At 70.2% G+C, this 15352-nt stretch carries 13 protein-coding genes; 5 read left to right on the top strand and 8 right to left on the bottom strand.

Annotated features, from left to right (window positions below; translation table 11 throughout):
* Positions 1–10: 10 nt before the first annotated feature.
* Both ACFVUT_RS15470 and ACFVUT_RS15465 read right to left on the bottom strand, forming a co-directional pair.
* A complete protein-coding gene (locus ACFVUT_RS15470) occupies positions 11–1516 on the bottom strand; it encodes an aldehyde dehydrogenase family protein (protein ID WP_389650317.1) in 1506 nt (501 codons plus the stop codon).
* A 562-nt stretch (positions 1517–2078) separates the two neighbouring features.
* Complete coding sequence (locus ACFVUT_RS15465; protein WP_389650320.1) at positions 2079–3290, bottom strand: S8 family peptidase; 1212 nt, start codon at positions 3288–3290, stop codon at positions 2079–2081.
* Between the two features lie 291 nt (positions 3291–3581).
* Here ACFVUT_RS15465 and ACFVUT_RS15460 point away from each other — a divergent pair, with 291 nt between their 5' ends.
* Positions 3582–4046, top strand: coding sequence for a pyridoxamine 5'-phosphate oxidase family protein (locus ACFVUT_RS15460; RefSeq protein WP_389650323.1), 465 nt, complete (start codon positions 3582–3584; stop codon positions 4044–4046).
* A gap of 353 nt (positions 4047–4399) precedes the next feature.
* On the opposite strand, the gene ACFVUT_RS15455 is transcribed toward ACFVUT_RS15460, so the two are convergent.
* The gene (locus ACFVUT_RS15455) at positions 4400–4894 is read right to left on the bottom strand and encodes a hypothetical protein (protein WP_389650326.1); all 495 of its coding nucleotides are present in this window, start codon (positions 4892–4894) and stop codon (positions 4400–4402) included.
* 536 nt (positions 4895–5430) lie between these two features.
* On the bottom strand, positions 5431–6516 hold the full coding sequence (locus ACFVUT_RS15450) for a PP2C family protein-serine/threonine phosphatase (RefSeq protein WP_389650329.1): 1086 nt from the start codon (positions 6514–6516) through the stop codon (positions 5431–5433).
* 568 nt (positions 6517–7084) lie between these two features.
* Here ACFVUT_RS15450 and ACFVUT_RS15445 point away from each other — a divergent pair.
* Together ACFVUT_RS15445 and ACFVUT_RS15440 are read left to right on the top strand one after the other, a co-directional pair.
* A complete protein-coding gene (locus tag ACFVUT_RS15445; RefSeq protein WP_389650332.1) occupies positions 7085–8281 on the top strand; it encodes an alpha/beta hydrolase in 1197 nt (398 codons plus the stop codon).
* Positions 8282–8584: 303 nt separating this feature from the next.
* The gene (locus tag ACFVUT_RS15440) at positions 8585–9490 is read left to right on the top strand and encodes an endonuclease/exonuclease/phosphatase family protein (RefSeq protein WP_389650335.1); all 906 of its coding nucleotides are present in this window, start codon (positions 8585–8587) and stop codon (positions 9488–9490) included.
* Positions 9491–9639: 149 nt separating this feature from the next.
* Here ACFVUT_RS15440 and ACFVUT_RS15435 read toward each other — a convergent pair whose 3' ends face one another.
* Entirely contained in the window at positions 9640–10689 is a 1050-nt protein-coding gene (locus tag ACFVUT_RS15435; protein ID WP_389650338.1) for a FecCD family ABC transporter permease, read from the bottom strand.
* The gene (locus ACFVUT_RS15430; RefSeq protein WP_389650340.1) at positions 10686–11747 is read right to left on the bottom strand and encodes a FecCD family ABC transporter permease; all 1062 of its coding nucleotides are present in this window, start codon (positions 11745–11747) and stop codon (positions 10686–10688) included. The genes ACFVUT_RS15435 and ACFVUT_RS15430 overlap by 4 nt, the downstream gene beginning before the upstream one ends.
* Before the next feature lie 96 nt (positions 11748–11843).
* On the opposite strand from ACFVUT_RS15430, the gene ACFVUT_RS15425 reads away from it, so the two are divergent.
* Both ACFVUT_RS15425 and ACFVUT_RS15420 read left to right on the top strand, forming a co-directional pair.
* Positions 11844–12893, top strand: coding sequence for an ABC transporter substrate-binding protein (locus ACFVUT_RS15425; protein WP_389650342.1), 1050 nt, complete (start codon positions 11844–11846; stop codon positions 12891–12893).
* 160 nt (positions 12894–13053) lie between these two features.
* Positions 13054–13566 carry a GNAT family N-acetyltransferase gene (locus tag ACFVUT_RS15420; protein ID WP_389650344.1) on the top strand — a complete coding sequence of 171 codons (513 nt, stop codon included), beginning with the start codon at positions 13054–13056 and terminating at the stop codon, positions 13564–13566.
* A gap of 55 nt (positions 13567–13621) precedes the next feature.
* On the opposite strand, the gene ACFVUT_RS15415 is transcribed toward ACFVUT_RS15420, so the two are convergent.
* A complete protein-coding gene (locus ACFVUT_RS15415; protein ID WP_389650347.1) occupies positions 13622–14083 on the bottom strand; it encodes a transglycosylase SLT domain-containing protein in 462 nt (153 codons plus the stop codon).
* Between the two features lie 393 nt (positions 14084–14476).
* Entirely contained in the window at positions 14477–15349 is an 873-nt protein-coding gene (locus ACFVUT_RS15410) for an NAD-dependent epimerase/dehydratase family protein (RefSeq protein ID WP_389650349.1), read from the bottom strand.
* Positions 15350–15352 lie beyond the last annotated feature (3 nt).

Here is a 15352-nt window from a genome sequence, read left to right as displayed (position 1 = left end):
GGCCGGCCGGTCAGCGGCGCCGGTGCAGCGCCCGGGCCAGCCGCACCGCGCGTTCCCGTGTCGCGGCCGGAACGCCGAAGGAGGTCAGCGCGATCGGCGGGGTGAACCGCTGCACCGTCGTCGACTGCACAGCGGTGAAGGCGCGCAGTCCCTCCTCGCCGTGGATCCGCCCGAAGCCGGAGTCCTGCGAACCGCCGAACGGCAGCGACGGCACCGCCGCGAAGCCCAGCACCGAGTTCACCGACACCGCCCCCGCGCGCAGCCGCGCCGCGATCGCCGCTCCCTCGCGCCCGCTGCGGCAGAACACCGCGGCCCCCAGGGCGTAACGCGAGGCATTGGCCCGCTCCACCGCCTCGTCCACATGGGCCACCGGGTTGATTGCCACGACCGGTCCGAAGGTCTCCTCGGTCATCGCCGCCGCGTCCTCCGGAACTCCGGTCAGCACGACCGGCGCGATGTACGGAGCGCGAATCGACTCCGGCCCGCCCAGCAGGGCCCGCGCACCCGCCGAGACCGCACCGGTGACATGCCGCTCGACGATCGCGACCTGGCCCGGCAGCGTCATCGGGCCGTAGGCGGCGTCCGCCTCGGCACCCGGGCGTAGTGCCTCGGCCCGCTCGACCACCCGTTCGCACAGCTCCGCATGGATCTCACGCACCGCGTAGACGCGCTCCACGCCCGCACAGGTCTGTCCCGAGTTGCTCAGCGCGCCCCACACGATCGCGTCGGCGGCAGCGGACAGGTCCGCGTCCGCGGTGACGATGACGGCGTCCTTCCCGCCGCATTCGGCGAGGAACGGCGTCAGCGTCTCGGCACACACCGCCATCACCTTGCGGGCCGTCCCCGGCGAACCGGTGAACGCGATCTTGTCGACCCCGGACCGGGCCAGGGCGTCCCCGGTGGACGCCGCGCCGGTGACGGTGGTGAGCAGCCCGGCGTGCTCGGGCACGGCGGCGTCGAACAGTTCGGCCAGCAGGACCCCGGTCCCCGGGGTCAGTTCGGACGGCTTGAAGACCACGGCGTTCCCCGCCGCCAGGGCGTAACCGATCGAACCCATCGGGGTGTACAGGGGGTAGTTCCAGGGGCCGATCACGCCGACCACGCCGAGCGGCCGGTGTACCAGTGAGGCCCGTTGGTGGACGGTGAACAGTCCTGTGCCCACCTTCCGCCGGTGCAGCACGCGTTTCGCGTTGTGGGCGGCCCAGTTCAGGTGCTCCAGCGTGAGCACGACCTCCAGCGCGGCGTCGCCGACCGGCTTGCCGGTCTCCTCGGCGATGGCGCGGGCCATGGCGTCCAGGTCGGTGGCGAGGGCCTTCTTCCAGCGCAGCAGGTGGTCACGGCGCCGGGACGCGGGCAGCGCCGCCCAGCCGGCCTGGACGGTCCGGGCCCGAACTGTGGCGCGGGAGACCTCTTCCGGCCCGTTCACCGGGTGTTCGGCGATCGGCTCACCGGTCGCGGGGGAATACGTGGTGAAGGCCGCGGCGCCTGGTGCGGCGGCCGGCGTGGTGTGGGTCATCGGGTCTCCTGATGGGGAATGCGGGGCGGACGACTGCTCCGGAACGGAGGCCCGGGCCGGCGTGGCCTCGTCCAGGAGCGGGGGCGGCGGACGGGAACGTGCCCAGTGCGGAACCGGGTTGTCCGGTCTCCGGCCGAACGGGTGGGTGCGCGTCTTGGTTCTGCGTGGGAACTCCTCCGTCCCCCCGGCCGGCAGGCGGATCCACGCGGTCCGCTGCCAGGGAGCACCCTTGTGAGTCGAAGATACTCAAACTATTGAAGTGTTTCATGGTGCGTCAATACTCCGGACGCAACGGAGAGGCGGAGGTGCCCAAGGCCGCACAACGGTGTCGTCCACACCGGCCATTTCCTTACCGGTGATGAGAAGTGACGGGGCATCCGAGGGGCAGGTGCCACGACTGGGCGGCCGCTGCCGCGGTCGGCGCCGCCCGACCGACGGCGAGACGTGCGACAGGCGCCGCGCTCAGGATGTGAGCGCGGCGCCTGCCTGCGGGGAATGCCCCGGGTGGCGGGGCGTATCCCGTGCGGACTGTCCGGTGCGGCAGGGCCGCTGGACAGGGGTCCTACGGAACGAGCTTCAGCAGCTTGTTCGGCGAGCCGGTGCCCACGCCCGTGAGGACGCCGTTGGTCGCTCCGTTCACCAGTGCGGAGGCGACGGTGGCCGGGGACGCGCCCGGGTGAGCCGTCAGGTAGAGCGCTGCCGCTCCGGAGACGTGCGGGGCGGCGAAGGAGGTGCCATTGCCGGTGTAGGTGGCACTGTCGGAGGAGTTCCAGGCCGCGGTGATGCCGGAGCCGGGGGCGAAGAGGTCGACGGTCGAGCCGTAGTTGGAGTAGCTGGCCCGCGCGTCGGTGCTGGTGGTCGCGCCGACGGTGATCGCGCTTGCCACCCGGGCCGGCGAGTAGTTGGACGCCAGGGCGCCTGAGTTGCCCGCGGCTATGGAGTACGTCACGCCGGAGGCGATGGAGTTCTTCACCGCGTTGTCCAGCGTGGTGCTGACGGCGCCGCCGAGCGAGACGTTGGCGACGGAGTCGGCCACGTGGTTGGCGGTGATCCAGTCCACGCCCGCGATGACGCCGGCGGTGGTGCCGGAGCCGTCGTTGCCGAGGACCCGGACCGCGACGATCTTCGACTTCTTGGCCACCCCGTACGTGGTGCCGGCGGCGACCGTGGCGACGAAGGTGCCGTGGCCGTAACCGTCCTGTGCGGTCGCGTCGTTGTCGACGAAGTCCCAGCCGTAGGAGGCCCGGCCCGCGATGTCCTGGTGGGTGATGCGCACACCGGTGTCCAGGACGTATACGGTCGCCCCGCTGCCGCCGGTGTCGGGAGAGGTGTAGGTGCCGCTCAGTGGAAGGTTCGTCTGGTCGATCCTGTCCAACCCCCAGGGGGCGTTGGTTTGGGTGCCGAGCGCGTGGACCACCTGGTCCTGTTCGACGGAGGCGACATCGGGGTCGGCCGCGAGTCTGCGGGCCTCGCCGCTGGTGAGCGTGGCCGAGTAGCCGTTGAGCGCGGAGGTGAAGGTGCGCTTGACCTTGCCGCCGTACTCGGAGATCAGGTCCTTGCCCTGAGCTGTGCTCGCCTTGAAGCCGGCGTCGCCCTTGAGCGTGACGAGGTAACTGCCAGGGACCGCTTGCGCGGAGTCGGCTCCGAGCACGGTGCCTTCGGCCGGTGCGGCCGTGGCGGGGAGCGCCGTGAGGGCGCCGACGACGGTCGCCGCGGCGGCCGTCGTCGCGATTGCCGCGGCGATCCGCCGCTTGATGGTGCGCACTGCTGCCATCGAGATGAACTCCTTCTGGATCAGGCGCACGCCATGGGTGCGAGCGCGCCCCTGAAACGGATGCGGCACGCGGGTCGGTGCCACAGAGCGACGATGCGCCGACGGCGAGTAGCGCGGCAAGGAATCCCGAGGGGCTGTCATGAACAAGACATAAAGCGTCATTCCTTGTAGCGTCGGGGAAACATGAATGCCTGGGAATGCCCCCAGGGGCACGGCTGTTGAGATGCTGAGGATCGCCGGCTCGCCTCCAATGGGAGAGGGAAAACCTTGTCCGACACCGCAGGGAATGAAGTGAGCGCAGAAGCGCGTCAGTCACGGAAGCTGAGTCGACAGGAGCGCGAAGAGTTCCTCGCGCTGCCGCACATCGGAGTGCTCAGCGTGGCGGCCGAGGACGGTCGCCCGCCGTCGACGCTGCCGACCTGGTATGCCTATGAGCCGGGCGGAAACATTGCGGTCGTCGCCCGAGGGGGCAAGCGCAAGTCACGGCTGATCAGGCAGGCGGGGCTGCTGTCCTTCTGCGTTCAGCGGGCCGAGCGGCCCTATGAGTACGTCACTGTGGAAGGCGCGGTTGTCGCGCAACGACCGCCGAGCAGGGAGGAACTCACCGGCATCGGCCGCCGATACATCGACCCCGCCGACGTGGACGCCTGGGCCGACTGGGAGTTGAGCGGTGGCAACGGCAACGGGGAGCCGGAGTACATCGAGATCCGTCCCGACCGTTGGCTGACCGCGAAGTTCCCTCCGCCGGACGCGTGACAACCGGCGGCCACCCGGTGGGGGAACGCCGACAAGGATCGCCGTGGAGCCTTCCGGCCCGGGCGACGGGCGGGCCGCGTCCCGGCCGGAAGGGACCGTGTCCCGCGTGCAGGGGTGAAGGTCCTCGGTACCCGGCCGCCGTTCGGGGCCGTGCGACTGTGACGTGGGTGCCGTCTCCCGACTGCCAGGCGCCCGGACGATCAAGCGCCCGGACGATCCGAGGATCGGACGATCCGACGCCCGGACGATCAGGCCCCGGTGGCTTGATCGTCCGGACGGCAGTGCCGTTGAGGGATCGCTCGCAGGCGGGGGTCTTCACGCGGCGGCGCTCGCGCGGAGCAGTGGGGTGCGGGTCAGTGGAAGTTCAGGGAGGCGGAGCCCGCGTCGGCGGAGATCGAGCCCGGGCACAGGATGCTGCCGGAGCTCTTCGTCGCGGTGAACGCCTGGTTCAGATAGGTGCGGGTGGAGCCGTCGCGGGTCCAGCTGACGTTCGTGGCACGGTAGCTGCAGGAGATGATGCTCTGCCGCACCGTGATGTCGATGAGGTCGGACGTGGCGGTGCCCGCCGCGTCGTCGAACGTGAGGGTCGGGCTGTTGTTCAGGGTGGCGCTCGCGCCGCCGCTGCAGCTCACGGTGCTGTTGACGGTGCCGTTATCGATGGTCAGGGTGGAAGGCGGGTCCGCGGTGGCGGTGGCGTCGGTCCAGGTGCAGGTGCTGCCCGCGGCCGTGATCACGCCGTCGACCTGCTGAGAGGCCGCGGTGCCCAGGGCGCTTGCCGCGGTGGACGCGCCGGCGGTGACCACGACGACCAGGGCGGTGACGCACGACAGTCTCGTTGTGAGCCTCATGTCACTCCTTCATGCCACGTTCTTGTGGGGGTGTGAGTGAAGCCCCGGATCCACGTCCGTGGTACGAGCGCCGGATCCGGTGCGCAATGGAAGGTCCCACAGGCAGGTAAAAATGTCAGGTGCACGTCAAATAATTGGCCGGATGGTGTCCCTCGGCTCCCGACCGGGCCCGGTCGGGAGCAAGGCCTGCAGACAGAGGGGGGAACTGCGGGGCCTGTCCCGGTGTCCACCAGTCGCGGGTAGCCGTCTCCAAAACCGCGGTCTACCGCTGGACCTACCGCCTCACCTCATGGCTCTACCCCCTGCTGCACAGACTCGCCCCCCCGCCACACCACCACCGCCGAGCACCTGGGACGGGCGGTGATCGCCACCACGCAACTCGACGGCCAGGAACCTCACACACCGCATTGCTGCAGATGCCGGAAACGGGACAGTCCGCGAGAACGACGCAGCCCCGACGGCGCGGCCCACCGGTGGGAGACAGGACCCAACCCTGACCAACCCACTGATGTCGAAGGTCAGTTGACGGACAGCCTTCAGTCGGGGAGGTGGTAGACGGCGAGCGCCGCGGTGTCGTCGGTCAGGCGGTCCTCGCTGTAGGCGAGGAGATCGTGGTGCAGGCGGTCGAGGAGTTCCCGGGGAGGGAGGGGGCCCCAGGACCGGACGCGCTGGGTGAGGGGGTAGAAGGCTCCGGTGGGGTCGCGCGCTTCGGTGACGCCGTCGGTGTAGAGCAGCAACTGGTCGCCGGGGCCGAAGGGGTACTCCTCGACCCGGTAGTCCTCAGTGAGGAGCATGCCCAGGTTGAGGGGCGGCGCGGGGTCGTCCGTCTCCAGCTCCGTGACCCCGTCGGAACGGACGAGCAGGGGCGGGGGATGGCCGCAGTTGACGATGCGGACCACGTGACGGCGGGGAATCTCCGCGAAGACCGCGGTGACGAAACGCTCGCCGATGTCGCTTCCGGCCATGCGCGCGGCTCTGCGGTTCATGCTCGTCTCCGCCCGGCGGGCGATGGCGGCGAGGTCGGGTTCGTCGTGGGCGGCCTCGCGAAAGGCGCCGAGAAGGGTGGCGGCCGTCTCCACGGCGGGGAGCCCCTTGCCACGGACATCGCCGATGACGAGGCGGAGCCCGTATGTGGTGGGGACGGCCTCGTACAGGTCACCGCCGATGCGCGCCTCCGCGGCGGCGGACAGGTAGAGGGCCTCCACCAGAAGGGGACCGACGCGGTGCGGAACCGGGCTGAGCAGGACGCGCTGTGCGATCTCGGCCACGAAACGCACGTTGGCGAGGGTGCGTTCCCGGCGCACCCGGTGGGCGGCCAGGATCGTCCCGAGGACGCCGACCAGAGCGGTGCACAGGTAGGCGGTCACGTAGTGCCGCTCCCACACGTAGCTCACCGGGCGGCCCGCGCAGCACGGAGTGCCGGCCAGAACCCCTTCGAGGACGATCGCGAACGCCGTGATGGCAGCGACGGCAGCGGGGCTGTGGGCGAAGGCGGCGATCACGGGGAGGGCGACGAGGAGGAAGCTCACGGGCCACTGCACGGGCGTGATGGGTTCCAGCACCAGGATGCCCGCGATGTAGAAGGCCGGCAGCCAGCGCATCCATGCGGGTGCGGCAGGCACCGGCGGAGCCCCGCTGTCGGGCCGCGCCGCCGAGTCGCTCGCCGCGCCGGGGCGCCCCGGCCACCTCACCGCGTCCTCCGGTGCGGGGCGAGCGGCGCGAGTACGGACGCTGCCCCGGTGAAGCACGGAGCCCCTGTCCGGCTCGAACGCGGTCGGCGCTCCCGGCGTCCCCACTCACGCAGCCCGTACACGCGGAACTCCTGACACAAGAGGTGGTCAAGATGTCCATCCTGCTGCGCCGCAACGCTCCGTACCGGTCATTGCTCCAGCCCATGGCATGTCAGGTCAGGTCAGGACCGGTACGGTCGACGAGCGACGACGGCATCCTCGGCGACGTACGTCATTGCTCTCGGTCTCACCGCGCGGACCCGTACGGGCCGGTTCCACCCGCACGGGTCCGGCCGGGCCTGCGCCGGCCACCGCGCCGCCCGTTCGCTCGGTGTTTCCGGGCTCCTGCGGGCTCGGAATCCTCCGGAACGGGATGCCCGCGGACGAACTGTCCCACGTCAGATGTAAAAAGGTGGGAAAGCGGGTAAACCGTCGCAGTACGTACGGCATCCTCCCAGGCGTGACGAGCCTGACGGGGACACCCTTCTTCCTGACCACGATCGCGCTGGCCGTGGTCACTGTGCTGCTGCCCCTGCTGCTGTGGAGCCGGGTGCGCGGCCCCGCCGTGACGCGCGGCGCGGTGCGCCTGGTGATGATCGTCCTCGCACAGGCGGCGGCGGTGCTGAGCGTCTTCGTGGTGGTCAACAACACCAACGGCCTGTACGACAGCTGGGCCGACCTGCTCGGCACCGGACACCACATCGTCGCCGCGCCGGACCTCGGACGCGACGGACTCGGGGATCACGAGCGCCTGAGGGACGAGCCGAAGGCCGTCCAGGGTTTCAGCCTGACGCGTGACGCCCGGATGGGCCGGGGCGTCCGCGTCACCCAGCTGAGCGGCCGGGTGTCGGGGGTGCGCGGTGAGGTGTACGTATGGCTGCCGCCGCAGTACCGTCAGCGAGCCTTCTCGCGCCGCAGGTTCCCCGTGGTCGAGCTCCTCGGCGGCTTCCCCGGATCGGCGAAGGCATGGTTCGGCAGCCTGCGGGTGCAGTCGCAGCTGGAGGCCGGGATGCGGAGCGGGGAGATCGCCCCGTTCATCCTCGTCGAGCCGCGGACCAATCTCCTGGCGGGCCAGGACACCGGGTGCGCCAATATGCCGGGTGTCGTGGACGCCGAGTCCTGGCTGAGTGTGGACGTCCGGCGGATGGTGACCGACACCTTCCGTGCGCAGCGTCGTGCGAGCGGCTGGGCGGTGGCCGGGTTCTCGGCCGGGGCACACTGCGCCGTGAAGATGGCGCTCGCCCACCCCGACCGGTACCGGGCCGCAGTGGGCCTCTCCGGCTACAACGACCCGGCAGCCGAGCGAGTCTCCCTGACCGGCCGGGATCCACAGCTGCGGCGCGTCAACAATCCGCTGTGGATCCTGCGCCACGCCCCCACTCCGCCGCGCGTCGCGCTCTATCTCTCGGGCAGCCCCAACGACGGCTATCGCGATGGCCTCGCGCTGCGATCGGCGGCGGTGCCCCCGACGCGGGTGGTGGTGGCCGAGGTGAGCGGGCCGCACACCATCGGACTGTGGGAGCGCCAGGTGCCGTACGTCTTCCGTTGGCTGACGGGCGCACTGCCACCGTTCCGGGACCGGGCCGCTCCGGCGGCGGGCGTGCTCCTGCGGTCCGATCGTGGTCTGCCTGCTCGTGAAGGAGCGGCGGGGCGCTGAGGGCGTCGCCGACTTCGCCCGACCGGCTCCCGCGCGGGCAACGTATCGTCTCTCCGGCGTGGGTGGAGGACGCGGACACCCCTGCAAGGAACCGCAACTGATGTCGCCCGGCCGCTCGTCCTCGGGGCGAGGACAAGTGGAGGGGAAGCCATGGTGGAGCAGGCACGGACGGACAGTGGCGCGACGTCGACGTCGAAAGCGTCCGAGCCCGGGTGGGTGCGGCTCCGGTGGGCGCGCCTCCGGTCGTGGCGGTGGGCTCCGGACAGGGAAGCGAGCGGGAGATCGGCGTGGACGCGGGGGCGGGTGCTCGCCGCCCTCGCCGTGCTGACGGCCGGGCTGCTGGCGTTCCACCGGGCTGTCCCCAACTCCGTGGGCCGCCTGGGCAGTCTGCTCGAATCGTTCCTGCCGTGGCTCGGACTGGTGGTCGTGGCGCTGCTCGGACTGGCGCTGCTGCGCCGCTCGGCCCTCGCGCTGGTGACTCTGCTCCTGCCGGTCGCTGCCTGGACGTACCTCTTCGGCGGATTGCTCCTGCCCGGCGCGAAGTCCGGCGCGCACGACCTGCTCGTGGTGCAGCACAACGTCAGCGACGAGAACGCCGACCCGGCAGGGACGGCCCGCGCCCTGGCCGGCGTCGAGCCCGATCTCATCGCGCTGGAGGAACTGGTGCCCGAGGCGTTGCCGTTCTACGAGAAGACCCTCGCCTCGGACTACCCGCATCACGCGGTCCGGGGCACCGTCGGGCTCTGGTCGAAGCATCCGCTCTCCGACACCCGCCTGGTGGACATCAAGCCGCGGGGCATCACGGAGGAGTGGAACCGTGGGCTGCGGGCCGTGGTCCACACGCCGCACGGCGAAATCGCGGCGTACGTCGCGCACCTGCCCTCGGTCCGCATCCGGGCGAGCGGCCTCGCCTCCTCCTGGCGCGACGAGAGTGCCGGCCTGCTGGGCCAGGCCGTCGCCGCCGAGAAGCTGAGGACGGTGATCCTTCTCGGCGACCTCAACAGCACGGTGGACGAACGTGGGTTGGCCCCGCTGACCACACAGATGAACACAGCGGAAAGCGGCTTCGCCTTCAGCTTCCCCGCGGCCTTCCCGCTGGCCCGCATCGACCAGGTCATGGCGCGCTCGGCGGCCGTCGCCCACATCAAGACCCTGCCCGCCACCGGGAGCGATCACCTGCCGGTCGCTGCCCGGATCACACGGGGCTGAAGACGGGGGACCGGGGGAGCCGTCCGGCAGATGCGACAGCGCGTGCCCGACACCGGAGGGCGACCGGTCGCCGCCGCGGAGAAGCTTCGCCGCGGTGGCCACAGCTCGGTGGAGAAGCTTCGCCGCGGTGGCCACAGCTCGACGGGCTTTCAGTCCCGTTGCCACAACAGCCACATCAGATACAGGCCCCCGAGCGCCCCCGTGACCAGCCCTACCGGGATCTGGAAGGGGGAGAGGACGCGTTGGCCCGCGTAATCGGCCGATGCGAGCAGGACCGCTCCCATCAGGGCCGCGGTCGCGACGGGTACTCCGGTGACGCGCGCGGCGCGGCGGGCGAGTTGTGGGGCCGCCAGGGCGAGGAAACCGATCGGTCCCGCGACCGCGATGGCCATCGCGGTCCACGTGATCCCGACGAGGAGCGTCAGGGCGCGGACGCGCTCCACCCTCACCCCGAGCCCCGCGGCCGTGTCGTCACCCATTCCCATGATCTGCAGCGGTCGGGCCAGGACAGCCGTCATCGCGAGCAGCACGGGGAACACGGCTGCCATGGGGGCGACCTGGGACCATGTGACGGCGTTGAGACTGCCGAACGTCCACGCCTTGGCGCTCTCTGCCGACTCGACGTCGGCGCGGGTGATGAGGAAGTCGTTGACCGACGCGAGCATGGCGCCCACGGCGATACCGGTCACGATGAGACGGCTGCCGCCGGACACCCCGCGCATCGTGGTGATCAGGTGCACCGCGACCGCGGTGGCCAGACCTCCCAGCAGGGCACCGCCTCCCGGCCCCGGACCGGCCGTGCTCCCGCCGATGAGCAGCGCGGCCAGCGCCCCGGTGGTGGAACCGGTGGTGAAACCGATGATGTCCGGGCTGCCCAGTGGATTGCCGGACAGGCTCTGGAAGAGGGAACCAGCCAGCCCGAGCCCGGCTCCCACCAGCAGAGCGGCGCAGATACGGGGCATCCGCTGGCCGAGGACGATGAACCGGTCGATCGCGTCGCCCCCGCCGCCCAGCACATCGAGCACCTGAGGTGCGGTGATGTGATACGTGCCGGTGAACAGGCCCAGCGCGAACAACCCGAGACAGACCAGTACCGAAGCGGTGCCCGTCACCGCGGTACGTCGAGAGAAACGCAGCGACCTGCCATGAGGCAGGAACACGACGGCGTATCCGCCGCGCCGGTTTTTGGTCGTGCTCACAGGCGCACCCCCTTCGTGCGTCGGTTGACCAGCCACATCAGGACCGGTGCGCCGAGAAAAGCGGTCACGATGCCTGCCTCGATCTCGCCCGGCGGTGCGATCAGGCGCCCGACGACATCGCCGGCGAGAAGCAGAGCGGCACCCGCCGGAATCGCGTACCACAGCAACCACCGGATGTCGGGCCCCAGCAGCATGCGCAGTGCGTGGGGAACGACCAGGCCCACGAAGGCGATCGGTCCTGCCGCGGCCGTGGCGGCACCGCACAGCAGCATGACAGCGGTGAACCCGGCCGCGCGCACGGTCCGGGGCCGAAGTCCGAGCGCTGTGGACGCCTCGTCGCCCAGCGCAAGTGCGTTGAACGCGGGACCGAGCGGCAGCGCGATCGCGATCCCGAGCGCTACGAAGGGTACGGAGGCCGCCAGCGCGGCTGTTCCACGGTTCTCCAGAGTGCCCACCACCCAGAACCGGTAGGAGTCGAAGGCCTCGGTGTCGAACATGGTGAGAATTCCGGTGCAGGCGCCGAGCGTCGCCGACAGGGCGGCCCCGGCGAGCACCAGCCGGATGTGTTGCCCGGTGCGGGAACCGCGGGAGGTCAGTCCGTAGACCGTCAGGGCCGCGCCGACGGCACCCGCGAAGGCGAACCAGAGGTAGCCCGAGGTCTGCGTGATCCCGAAGGCGGAGATGGCCACGACGACAGCGAAGGAAGCTCCGGCGTTCACCCCGACGAGTCCGGGTTCGGCCAGAGGGTTGCGAGTGATGGCCTGCATCACCACGCCCGCGACACCCAGGGCCGCACCCACGACGCAGGCCAACACGGTGCGAGGCAGGCGCAGTTGCCAGACGATCACGCTCTCCGCCGTGCCGTCCTTGGCGAGCAGTGCGTGCCAGACGCCTTCCGGCGGGATGCTTCGGGAGCCGGCGCCCAGACTGATCAGGGTCAGAACCACCACGACGAGCAGGCAGACGAACCAGCCCGCAGTCCGCTGCGAGGTGCGCCGGAAACGTTGCTGTTCGGCAGGGACCGGCGGCCGTGCGGGCGTTCGCTGAGGCAACAGCATCGTTCTGGCGATCTCCGTGCGGGAAGCGGGGCGGTGTGACGCAGCGCACGGACCATCCGGCGTGGCGTTAAGTTAGGTAAGCCTAAGCTATCCGCCATGACGAGATCGATCTACCTGCCCGTCCGGTTGGCCGCGGGCCTCGTGCTGGGTGGCCTCCTGACGCTCACCGGCTGTTCCGGCGGCACAGCGGACACCGCCGATGCCGGTGCCTCAGCCAAGGCGGCCACGCCCGCAGTCCACACCGCACCCCGCTCCGTTCCCGATGGCATGGGAAGCGGCGCCAAGGACGGTGTCTTTCCCCGCACGGTCAGCCACTTCGAGGGCAAGACGACACTCGAAGCCGCACCGAGGAAGGTCGTTGTCATCTCCACCGGGCAGGCCGACGCCCTGCTGACGCTCGGCATCGTGCCGACGGGCTCCACGAGGGGGGACGGGGCCGATCTGATACCGCCCTACCTGAAGTCGTCCTTCCCCGAGGATGCCCAGCAGCTCGAAGGTGTCGCCGACGTCGGATCCCGCTTCGAGCCCAATCTCGAAGCCATCGCGAACCTCGACCCCGACCTGATCCTGATGAACATCGCCGGCAAGGATGCCAAGGGCCTGTACAAGTCACTGAGCAACCTCGCACCGACCGTGGCCACGCAGGGCACCGGCCTCTACTGGAAGCAGGACTTCCTGCTCCTGGCCGACGCCGTCGGAAAGACGGAGGAGGCACAGACCTTCCTGACGGACTTCCACGCTGACGCCGCCGCTCTGGGGAAGCGGTTGAAGAAGCCGGTCAGCGTTTCCTTCCTGCGCATGAACGGTGATCGGCTGCGGGTTTTCGGGGTGCCGTCCTTCACCGGAAGCATCGCTGAGGACGCGGGACTCGGACGCCCGGAAAGCCAGACCTTCGACGACACATCACAGGACATCAGCAGCGAGAAGCTGGACCGTGCCGATGCCGACTGGATCTTCTACGGAGTGCAGGGCGGCGCCGCGAAGGCGGCACCACTGACCAAGGCTCCCCTGTGGCCGACGCTCGGCGCCGTCAGCAAGAAGAAGGCTGTCGCCGTCGACGACGACATCTTCTACCTCAACACCGGCCCCGCTGCGGCACGGCAGGTGCTGGCCGAGCTGAAGAGGAGCCTCGCAGCGGGTTCGTGACCCGGGCCGTTCACGCGCGGCGCGCAGGGCCGTGGGCCGGATTCCGTACCGGGCCCGCGCGCCTTCCCGGTGAACGGGCGTCGGGCAGCTCGCGGGGAAGTCGGCTCCTGCCGTGGGATATCCGGTTGCATGGGGGCACCGGCGGGACCACAGTCGGCACATGCGTGGAATGAACGTGTCGGACGGTGTCGTCGCCCTGTCCCCTCTGCACGTGGACGACGCCGACGCGCACCTGGAGGGCGAGGACGAACTGTTGGTGCGCTGGCTGAACGGCGGACCTGGCACCCGGGCCGGCACTGAGGCGTACTTCCGTCTGTGCATGGAGCAGTGGGCTACCGGTGGGGCACTGCGCGCCTTCGGCATACGCGTCGGTGCCCAGCGCACTCTGGCCGGCACGATCGACCTGCGAGCTGAGATGCCCGGCCTCGCTCCCGGGCAGGCCAACGTCGCCTACGGGCTCTACCCTGCCTGGCGCGGCCGGGGCCTGGCCACGCGCGCGGTCGATCTGGTCTGCCGGTACGCCGCGGCCGAAGGAACCGCTCAAGCGGTGATCCAGGTGAGTCCGGAGAATCCTCGGTCGGCAGCGGTCGCGCGACGCTCGGGCTTCACCTGTGACAAGCAGTTTCGCGACGCGGACGGAGTCCGATGGGACTGGTACGTCCGCGACCTCTGAGCCGCCGGTCGGTCACCGGCGGCTCCGCCGCGCCGGGGGCCCCGAAGGCGTCCGGTCAGTAGGCGGAGTTGACGTTGTCGATCGAACCGTACCGGTGGGCGGCGTAGTTGGCGGCGGCGGTGATGTTGGCGACCGGGTCGTAGATGTTCTGGGCGGTGCCGCTCACGTGGTAGGCGTTGAAGGTCGGGTCGATGACCTGGAGCAGGCCCTTGGACGGGATGCCCTTGGCGGCGTTGGAGTCCCAGTTGTTGACGGCGTTGGGGTTGCCGCCCGACTCGCGCATCAGGTTGCGGTGGATGCCCTCGTAGGTGCCGGGGATGCCCTTCGCGTGCATGACCTCCAGGGCCTGATGGATCCAGTTGTCGACGCTGCCGCCGGTGGGGGTGGCGGCCGAGGCGGCCGGGGCGCCTGCGACGGTGCCGGCCACGATCGCCGCGCCGGCAGCGGCCATGCCCAGCGAGATCGTCTTGGTGCGGGTCATGCGGGCGAACTTCTTGGGCATCGCGGTGATCTGCATGCGGTAATTCCTCTTCGCTCGGGGGGTGATGCCAAGAATTGTTAATCGAGGGAGAAATAGAGGTCAATGGGCGCTTCTTACTATTGGCCTTAGTGTGGGGTACCGGAAATTATCGAAAATTCGCCGCAATGCCCGGCGCGGAGGTGTTTTTCCTCTACTAAGAGGCTTCATAGTGACGCCCGTCACGTGTCCCGCCCCACACGTAAAAGGCGGCAAATTATGACAAGAGTGACGCAGGTCATGTGTGCTGCGTCATATCGAGAACCGCTTATTCGCTCGACGTCATGAGGAATATGCGTGGCGTAATCGGCGACGCGAGTGGCGGCTCAGCGGCTCGAATCGACAGGGAATCCTGTTGGGAATTACGTCGGCCGCACTGTCCGCGCCCCGGACTCACCCGCCTTGCCGGGGCGCCTGCCCGTCGTCGAGACAGTGCTCGGCGGTGAAGCCGAACAGCCGCCGGGCGGCCGTCGTGTCCACCGGGGCCGTACGCCCCGGCAACGGCCGACGCACCTGGGTCGTGGGGTGGTAGCGGCGCAGGAGTTCCTCCGTGGGGTACGGCACGATGGTCTCGGGGGCGCACACGTGCACGACATGAGCCCCCGGCCCGGGCACGTCCAGGGCCAGGAGGGCCGCGCGAGCCGCGTCCCGGACGTCCAGGTAGGTCCACAGGTCTCTCGCACCGGCGGCCGGTTCCTCGGTGAGCCGGGCCGCGTGCGCACGCAGCCGTTCGTCGACTCCGCCGACGAACGGGTAGCGCAGACAGACCACACTCATCGAGTGACGGCGCGCCATCATCGCGGACGTCACCTCGTCGACCTGCTTGGACAGCCCGTACGGATCGTCCACCTGGGCCTCCATCGCCGCGTCCACCGGTACATAGGCGGGGTGCGGATCCCGCTCGGCCGTCCACCGCAGTCCGGTGGCCCCCCAGGAGCTGGCCACCGCGGCACGGCGCACTCCGGCCCGTCCCGCCTCCTCCAGGACCGTGAAGGTGGAGAGCGTGTTGGTGGCGAAGACCTCCTGTGCGGTGGTGTGCTCCGGGGTGGGAATGGCGGCCAGGTGGATCACGGCGTCGGCGCCGTCCAGTGCCGCGCGCACGGACGCCGGGTCGGTGGCATCACCGGTGACGACCAGACGTGCGGTCAGGTCGCCCGGGTCGTCGAGAACGAGGGCGTTCGCCTCGACGGAGTGCTCGGCGAGCAGCGCGAGCACCGCGCGTCCGATCCGCCCGGCCGCCCCGGTGACCAGGATTCTTGTGACCACACC

Source organism: Streptomyces sp. NPDC058051 (assembly GCF_042885475.1).
GTDB lineage: Bacteria > Actinomycetota > Actinomycetes > Streptomycetales > Streptomycetaceae > Streptomyces.
This window is presented reverse-complemented; position numbering and strand designations above follow the sequence as displayed.

Coding starts and splice junctions, on each gene's coding strand:
- ACFVUT_RS15470 (WP_389650317.1), bottom strand. CDS start 1,516: ATGACCCACACCACGCCGGCCGCCGCACCAGGCGCCGCGGCCTTCACC.
- ACFVUT_RS15465 (WP_389650320.1), bottom strand. CDS start 3,290: ATGGCAGCAGTGCGCACCATCAAGCGGCGGATCGCCGCGGCAATCGCG.
- ACFVUT_RS15455 (WP_389650326.1), bottom strand. CDS start 4,894: ATGAGGCTCACAACGAGACTGTCGTGCGTCACCGCCCTGGTCGTCGTG.
- ACFVUT_RS15430 (WP_389650340.1), bottom strand. CDS start 11,747: ATGCTGTTGCCTCAGCGAACGCCCGCACGGCCGCCGGTCCCTGCCGAA.
- ACFVUT_RS15425 (WP_389650342.1), top strand. CDS start 11,844: ATGACGAGATCGATCTACCTGCCCGTCCGGTTGGCCGCGGGCCTCGTG.
- ACFVUT_RS15420 (WP_389650344.1), top strand. CDS start 13,054: ATGCGTGGAATGAACGTGTCGGACGGTGTCGTCGCCCTGTCCCCTCTG.
- ACFVUT_RS15415 (WP_389650347.1), bottom strand. CDS start 14,083: ATGCAGATCACCGCGATGCCCAAGAAGTTCGCCCGCATGACCCGCACC.